This is a genomic window from Microcoleus sp. Pol11C3 (assembly GCF_036701485.1).
Taxonomy (GTDB): Bacteria; Cyanobacteriota; Cyanobacteriia; order Cyanobacteriales; family Microcoleaceae; genus Microcoleus.
Genome location: NZ_JAUBQW010000085.1, coordinates 21,139 through 28,573 on the forward strand (window position 1 = coordinate 21,139; position 7,435 = coordinate 28,573).

Consider the following 7,435-nt stretch of genomic DNA (forward strand, 5'->3'; position numbering starts at 1 on the left):
CTGAGATGTTGCAGCATTCTCAAGAACAGGCAAGATGCCTGTTCCACAAACAGTGAGTTTTATTGTGGGGTGGGCATCCTGCCCGCCCGTCCTTCAAAGACTTATTGATAATGGTGCAAGATGTGAGATGTAACGGATAGAAAAAAGCTTAATTCCCAATTCGCAATTCCCAATTATGCTCTCTGACTCCCTAAAGCTGCAAAAAGAATATAAGAGTTTCGGCGGAAAACTCGGATTTTATAGCCATCAATCCTCAACCTGCAACAGCGAGATAAAATTCGCTGTTTACCAGCCCCCGCCAGCTTTATCTCAACCCGTACCAGTTTTGTATTTTCTATCAGGTTTAACCTGCACCGAAGAGAACTTTATGGCAAAAGCGGGGGCGCAACAATTTGCGGCCAAATACGGGTTAATGTTGGTTGTGCCCGACACTAGCCCGCGCAATACTGGTATTCCTGGGGAAGATGACGATTGGGATTTAGGAAGTGGTGCGGGTTTTTATGTTGACGCGACAGCCGCACCTTGGAATGCTCACTATCAAATGTACAGTTATGTGGTTGATGAATTACCGAATTTAATCGCCGAAAATTTTCCAGCACTACCGGAAAAACAGGGGATTTTCGGTCATTCGATGGGCGGACATGGGGCTTTGATTTGTGCTTTGAAAAATGGATCTCGCTATCTTTCAGTTTCCGCTTTTGCGCCTATTTCCGCGCCAATGCGCTGCCCTTGGGGACAAAAAGCTTTTGCAAACTACCTCGGTGGCGACAAAGAGATTTGGAGGGCTTGGGATGCTAGCGAATTGGTGCTTGAGGTGCGATACAACCGTCCGATACTGATTGACTGCGGCACTGCGGATTCGTTTCTTGCTGACGGGCAATTGTTGCCGGAAGTGTTCGCCGAGGCTTGTGCAAAAGCGGGACAGCCGCTAACTTTAAGGATGCAGGAAGGTTACGATCACAGCTATTATTTGATCGCGAGTTTTATGGAAGATCACATTCGCCATCACGCGGCTGTTTTGTGTGGGTAGTTCCTAGCAAGAAGCAGGCAAGATGCCTGCTCCACAACAACTGGTTCTTAGGCTCTGCCTGGGAACCGATATCCAGAGGCTCTGCCTCGCATGGCTGCCATCAAATGTGGAGGCAGAGCCTCCTGATCTGCTTTACCAGGCTCTGCCTGGTAACGAGTGAACTCGCTTCTACGATCACAGGTATTTTCGGTTAGTTAAGATTAATCGGAAATACCCATTCTTTATAACTGCTGTCGCGATTTTCGATAATCTCCGTCAGTTTGTCCAAAATCTTTTCGGTGATGGGTCGGTTTTTGGGCAATTGATAGTTTTCTACTCGGTTAATTGGCGTAATCTTCGCGGCGGTTCCACAGAGGAAAATCTCGTCTGCAATCAACAATTCTGATTTGTCAACTGGTCTTTCTATGACTTCTATTCCTAAGTCTCTGGCGATAGTTATAACGCTGTCTCTGGTAATTCCTTCGAGAATATCTTGCTCGAAACCGGGAGTAACTAATTTACCGTTTCTGGCGACAAATATGTTCATTCCTGAAGCTTCGCTGACTTTTCCCTGAGTGTTCATCATAATTGCTTCGTCGAAGCCGGATTCTACTGCTTCTGTTTTGGCTAAAGCTGAGGTGATGTAGGCGCCGCTAATTTTACCTCTTAAGGGCAAACTGCGGTCTTCTTGGCGGTACCAAGAGCTAATTCTACAGTTGACTCCTTCTTTGGGCAAATAGTCTGAAAGTTCTAATCCGTAGACAAAAAAGTCGGTTTCTACGTTGTGTAGTCTGGGGGCAATTCCTAAACTGGATGTGTAGATAAAAGGGCGGATATAAAATGATTTTGTGGGCTGGTTTTTCTGGACAAAATCAATAATTATTTGTTGGATTTTGCTGGCTGGCAAATCGCAGTGGAGGAAGCTGGCACTTTGACTTAATCTTTGACAGTGGCGGTCTAATCTAAATAGCAAGATTCGATCGGCATTTTGGGGGTCGGGAATTCCCCGCAACCCGCCTAAGACTCCGGTTCCGTAGTGCAGTGCGTGGGTGGCTATGGAAATTTTGGCGTCGGTAAAGGGGAGAAATTGGTTTTGAAAGTAGGCAATTGGTAGAAAACTATCCATGATTCAAGCTGGCGATGAGTTTTGCAGTCCGCTAGGAAAGCTGAATTTGGTTATATTACCATAAGTTATACCATTTGAGATTTGAGATTGAGCATGACTGATTTCATAAGGGTTTGAAGCTTGCCTACAGTTGGATTGTTTTTTGAGACTGGTATTATTCTTTTGTTGTGATATCGATGTATAAAAAAATTTCAAGAGCCGTCTGTTTGGTTGATAATTGTTTGGGTAAAGAGTGCGATCCTCTTCGAGGGCTTCGCTAACGACTACAAACAAAAATCAACCAAAAGGCAACAATGGCACGTAAATGTTTCATCATTGAAATGGGGATGGGTATAGACCAGCACGGGCAGGAACCGACTGTAGCCTGTGCAAGGGCTGTACGGAATGCGATCGCCCATAATGCTTTGCTGGGCGTCTGGGAAGTGGCGGGTTTGAGCGACCCCAATCAGATGATTGTTGAGGTTAAGGTGGCCGTTCCTTACCCGGAACAAGTGCGCGCCGAGGATGTGTTGGCGGTGCTGCCTTTCGGTAGCAAAACTCTGATTGTGGAGCAAGGAGGCATGATTGTCGCAGGAAGGGCGATCGCCTCTCTGAATGATAAAAATGATGAAATGCTAATCGCTGTGGCGGCTGTGACTGTTTTTGTGGACACTGAGGACTAATTAATTTGGTGTTGTTTGAATAAATCGCCCGCACTTGCTTGTTTCCGCGATCGGGCGATGGGAACGCCTCTGTGTTAAAAAATGATTAATGTAGACTAAGTTGTAGGGTGCCTCGGAGAGCTAGCAGGAAATACCTTAGAAAATCTGAGGCTCAGAGCCATCCTACAATACGTCTGTTGCACGCTAAAGTTTATTTGCGCTTACCTACTTAATTTTGAAGTTTTAATTGATGATAACTTTTAATTTCTCAGGCTACCTGGTATGTAAGCAATCCAGCAAAACCCTACTATTAATAACAGCCACGTCACTGTAATATTGCTGCCCAACAAGTTGCGGAGAAAATCTTCCCTTCTTCTCAAGAATTATAGCGTTTAAAATAATTTATTACTGTTCGCTATCGGAATACAAAAGGTAGAGTCCGATCGCATAAAACGCTATCGGACTCTACCTCATATTATGGCTGGCTGGTATCTGCCAACATTTGGTTAACCATTTTCAAGTGCGCCTGAAGGTTCGGCAACTTCTGGGTGGCCCAAGCCTTCAACTCGGGATCTTGTCCCTGTTGAGATTGAGCCTGAAACAAAGCAATAGCCTGATTGTGGCTCTCGATCATAGCCTGCTTGTAAGCCCTGTCAAAACTTGTACCGGAGAGTCCCGAAAGTCGCTCCATAAAAGCTGTGTTCTGGGTACTCATCTCGGTTGGCAATTCAACCTGCTTTTGCATTACTAACTGCATCAATTCTTGATTAGCCCGAGTGTGTTCATCCACCATTTCTTGCCCGTACTGTTTCACACCAGCACTAGAACCGCGCTGCACTGCCAATCTGCCAAGCTCCACTTCCAGCATACTAAGTTGACCTGCTTGCATGACAAAGGCTCTGTCTCTGCTGCTGAGAGAATTAGGCGAAGTTTCGCCACCTGCTGGACTGTTGGGAGAACGGCCGGGATTGTTGTTGCTGGGGGTATTTGGAGTGTTGGGAGAACCGCCGGGATTGTTGTTGTTCGGATCGGTAGCAGGAGAACGAGGAGAAGTACGATCCTGGGAAGCGTTATCAGCAAGCTCAAGAACCCCATCGCCCGACTGGTTGAAGCCGTTAGTCTGGCGGTTTAATTCTGCGAATCCCGGCACAGCTATCAAGGAACTAACGCCGGCAATTCCGGCAACTGTTACCAATTTTTTGAACAAACTTTTGCGATTGAGTGAAGTCATGAATTTCTAAGCCTCTAAGTTGTTTTCAAAAGTACGTCAAGAAGCTATCCCCTAGGGAATCGCCCGAAACTACCGATGGGAAGGTGTACTGCGTTTCCGAAACAAGTTGAGCAAACCAAACGCGCCCAAGGCACCCAGCCACCCCAAATTGTTGGGGCTATCGCGCCGAGCACTCAAAACTCCAGAATTAGTATCAGCCGGCGTCGATGTGGTACCGGTTGTACCGCTTGTACCCGTTGTGCCAGTGCCACTCGTACCGCTTGTACCCGTTGTGTCGGTGCCACTCGTACCGCTTGTACCCGTTGTACCCGTTGTACCCGTGCCGCTTGTACCCGTTGTACCCGTTGTACCCGTTGTACCCGTTGTACCGGTGCCACTCGTACCGCTTGTACCGGTGCCACTCGTGCCACTCGTACCGCTTGTACCGCTTGTACCCGTGCCGCTTGTACCGCTTGTACCGCTTGTACCGGTGCCACTCGTGCCACTCGTACCGCTTGTACCGCTTGTACCGCTTGTACCCGTGCCGCTTGTACCGCTTGTACCGCTTGTACCGCTTGTACCGCTTGTACCGCTTGTACCCGTGCCGCTTGTACCGCTTGTACCCGTGCCGCTTGTACCGCTTGTACCGCTTGTACCCGTTGTGTCCGTGCCACTCGTACCGCTTGTACCGGTGCCACTCGTGCCACTCGTACCGCTTGTACCCGTTGTACCCGTTGTGTCCGTGCCACTTGTACCGCTTGTACCCGTTGTGTCGGTGCCACTCGTACCGCTTGTACCGCTTGTACCGGTGCCACTCGTACCGCTTGTACCGCTTGTACCCGTTGTGTCGGTGCCACTCGTACCGCTTGTACCACTTGTACCGCTTGTACCGGTGCCACTCGTACCGCTGGTGCCGCTGGTGCCACCGCCACCTGCACCGCCTCCAGCACCGCCCGACTGGGCAGAAGCAGGCACTGCTAAGGAAACCGTTGCTAAACCTAAAGTACAAGCGCTTGCTAAAACAGCTTTCAACAATTTAGAAGATTTCATGGTAATGCTTGCTTTTACGTAGAGTCTTGCGATCGCTTGTGATGCCAAAACCGCAGGGTCAACTTGACAGCGTAACGTGCAATTTTTGTAACCTTTGCTGCGGGATTATGATGGTAAGGGAGCAAATTTAGTCCCGTTCCCTCGATTATTTTCCCCTGATCAATTACACCGCAGCGTTAATAGTTTATAAGCTATTACGTATCGATCAAGTTTGCCATTCATCTTTAGGAATATTTGGTAAAACGGCGTTTTATTTCAGGTGGTGGATGATATTTGATTGGGCGGCCGACTAGCTAAATAAAAATTTGTGCACGGGATACAAACCGGGCTGATATGAAAAATTTTGGGTTGAGTAACGAGACATATAGCAATCCTCGCATCAGTTTCAATAACTGGTTAACTGGTTCCCAGGCTCTTCCTGGGAACCGATGTCACTCTTGAAGAGCCTCGGCCCAGACTATGGAGGCTCTGCCTCCGGATATGCGTTACCAGGCTCTTCCTGGTAACGAGTATAATCATTTAGGATTGCTATATACGAATCACCGGGTTTCTGAGATAAGGGCGCGGATATTCCTATAAATTTTCCCCGGCGGCTGGTGCTTTGATGCAGAAATTATTGATTTTCTCACCGTCAATTTTGGGTTAGCGATCCGCCAGATGAGTTAGTTTAAGATTTTTGTGAGCGCTATTTTTCCTTAACTTGCTGCTGGTAATTTGGGCACTGGCAGAATACCGCTCAAACTTTCTCAGGAAACTAAATTATCTCAAAAAGCCCGATCGGCGGTCGATCGTCCCATAGCGCCTGCAATCCCGCAACAGCAAGGCTTTTGACTGGGATTTGAGTTGCCTCAAAGACGAAGGCGAACTGAGGGCTATCCGAGTCGTGCCCGCGCGACATGAAATTAACCAACGGCGGCACAGTCGTCAAAATTGCTTGGGAGTGCGATCGGGCAAACTCTGATATAGTAAAGCCACAGGTATGCCAGAGAGCGCTTGTTCTCTAACACATTTTCCAAGGGGAGATCAAATATGCTGCATCGAATTCTTGCCAAAAGTCGCTATCTAATGTTAATCGCTGTATTCGGTTGTTTTGCAGCGTCTATGACGCTTTTGATCTACGGTGCCTTGGAAACCGTCATTACCATCGGCCACACAGCTACAGTACCGGTTTCCAGCGAAAACTCGAAACAACTGATTCTGTCTTGCATCGAAGTTGTAGATTTGTTTCTCCTAGCCACAGTATTTTACATTACTGCACTCGGACTGTACGAGCTGTTTATTGACGAGCGCATCAAAGTACCAGACTGGCTAGAAATTCACACAATAGACGACCTGAAAAGCAAACTCACCAGCGTGATTGTAGTAGTGTTGAGTGTATTGTTTCTCTCTGAGGTAGTTCGGTGGGACGGCGGGACGAAAATCCTTCCCTTGGGAGTGGGTATCTCTTTAGTAATCGCTGCGCTGACGTATTTTCTGAGTTCGCAGGGGAAAAAGCAGAAGTCAGATTAAGGGCTGTTTGAGGAGGGAAATTAGCCAAATCCGGCTGAACCAGCAACGGCAATCAAGTTGCATTATGTTTCATGAGTAATTTAATATTACATCTGTCTTTGGACTGATAGGAAGGCAATCTTAAACTTGCTTTTGGAGAGAGGAAAGTAGTGGATTCTAGTATATAAGATTAAATTTATGTTTAATAATTAGAGGTCATTATGCCAGAACAACAATTTGATACCTTACCTTCAGAAGCACAAGAACTCCCCCAAGGGGCGAAACAAATTTTTCAGGCGGCTTTTAAGAGCGCTAGTGAAGATGGAATGAGCACCGATGGTGCTACTAGCGTGGCTTGGAACAGCGTAAAATCTGAATATGTTCAAGGCGAAGGTGGCACTTGGCATCACAAGGGCGACGATACTAACCAAACCAACAAATCTGTACAGTCTGGTGGCAATTAATTATCAGCCATCAGTAATGTCGTGTCCGCTAACCTAACCCCTATGCGTTGTTTAGTGAGGGCTTAATTCCTCAAATTTTGATGAGAAGCAAGAGTCCTCACTACCAACTAATTGCAGTGACGTTATTCTAGCGGGCATGATATCATCAGTCCTTAGCAATAGACCTCTTGCAAAAATAGCTGGGACGTGCAAGATGCCCATCCCACAAAAAGTTTTTTCTCTTGTGGGATGGGCCGGAGAACCCGTCCGAAAATTTGCTTAAAAGGACTTTTGCAAAAAGTCTAATGTACTCATCACTTGTGGTTAAGGCATTACGTTGATAGCTGCTGGCAATCGCGGTGGTACAGAAGTTAATGCAGCCTGTTAATTGGCTTAGCGGGTGACAAGGCACCTCTAGTCTAAACAGGACAAAGGTTTGAGAGAATGGTAAGGTAAAAAAATAAGGAG

9 protein-coding genes are annotated in these 7,435 nt (G+C 47.0%); 4 read left to right on the forward strand and 5 right to left on the reverse strand.

Features of this window, described 5'->3' with window-relative positions:
- Positions 1 to 175: 175 nt before the first annotated feature.
- Positions 176 to 1,030 (forward strand): S-formylglutathione hydrolase, encoded by an 855-nt coding sequence (gene fghA, locus QUA40_RS18725; protein WP_333128493.1) that lies wholly within the window; start codon positions 176 to 178, stop codon positions 1,028 to 1,030.
- A gap of 190 nt (positions 1,031 to 1,220) precedes the next feature.
- Here fghA and QUA40_RS18730 read toward each other — a convergent pair whose 3' ends face one another.
- A complete protein-coding gene (locus QUA40_RS18730; protein WP_333128495.1) occupies positions 1,221 to 2,135 on the reverse strand; it encodes a branched-chain amino acid transaminase in 915 nt (304 codons plus the stop codon).
- 293 nt (positions 2,136 to 2,428) lie between these two features.
- Here QUA40_RS18730 and QUA40_RS18735 point away from each other — a divergent pair, with 293 nt between their 5' ends.
- Entirely contained in the window at positions 2,429 to 2,797 is a 369-nt protein-coding gene (locus QUA40_RS18735) for a Lin0512 family protein (protein ID WP_333128497.1), read from the forward strand.
- A gap of 454 nt (positions 2,798 to 3,251) precedes the next feature.
- Here QUA40_RS18735 and QUA40_RS18740 read toward each other — a convergent pair whose 3' ends face one another.
- The 3 genes from QUA40_RS18740 to QUA40_RS18750 all read right to left on the reverse strand — a co-directional run bounded on the left by QUA40_RS18740 (position 3,252) and on the right by QUA40_RS18750 (position 5,964).
- Entirely contained in the window at positions 3,252 to 4,007 is a 756-nt protein-coding gene (locus QUA40_RS18740) for a DUF4142 domain-containing protein (protein ID WP_333128499.1), read from the reverse strand.
- A 69-nt stretch (positions 4,008 to 4,076) separates the two neighbouring features.
- Positions 4,077 to 5,036 carry a hypothetical protein gene (locus tag QUA40_RS18745; protein ID WP_333128501.1) on the reverse strand — a complete coding sequence of 320 codons (960 nt, stop codon included), beginning with the start codon at positions 5,034 to 5,036 and terminating at the stop codon, positions 4,077 to 4,079.
- Positions 5,037 to 5,790: 754 nt separating this feature from the next.
- Entirely contained in the window at positions 5,791 to 5,964 is a 174-nt protein-coding gene (locus QUA40_RS18750) for a hypothetical protein (protein ID WP_333128504.1), read from the reverse strand.
- 101 nt (positions 5,965 to 6,065) lie between these two features.
- Here QUA40_RS18750 and QUA40_RS18755 point away from each other — a divergent pair, with 101 nt between their 5' ends.
- Positions 6,066 to 6,545 (forward strand): YqhA family protein, encoded by a 480-nt coding sequence (locus tag QUA40_RS18755; protein ID WP_333128506.1) that lies wholly within the window; start codon positions 6,066 to 6,068, stop codon positions 6,543 to 6,545.
- 200 nt (positions 6,546 to 6,745) lie between these two features.
- Positions 6,746 to 6,988, forward strand: coding sequence for a ChaB family protein (locus QUA40_RS18760; RefSeq protein ID WP_333128508.1), 243 nt, complete (start codon positions 6,746 to 6,748; stop codon positions 6,986 to 6,988).
- Between the two features lie 145 nt (positions 6,989 to 7,133).
- Here QUA40_RS18760 and QUA40_RS18765 read toward each other — a convergent pair.
- Positions 7,134 to 7,435: hypothetical protein (locus QUA40_RS18765; RefSeq protein ID WP_333128510.1), on the reverse strand; the 302-nt coding region annotated here is incomplete at its 5' end.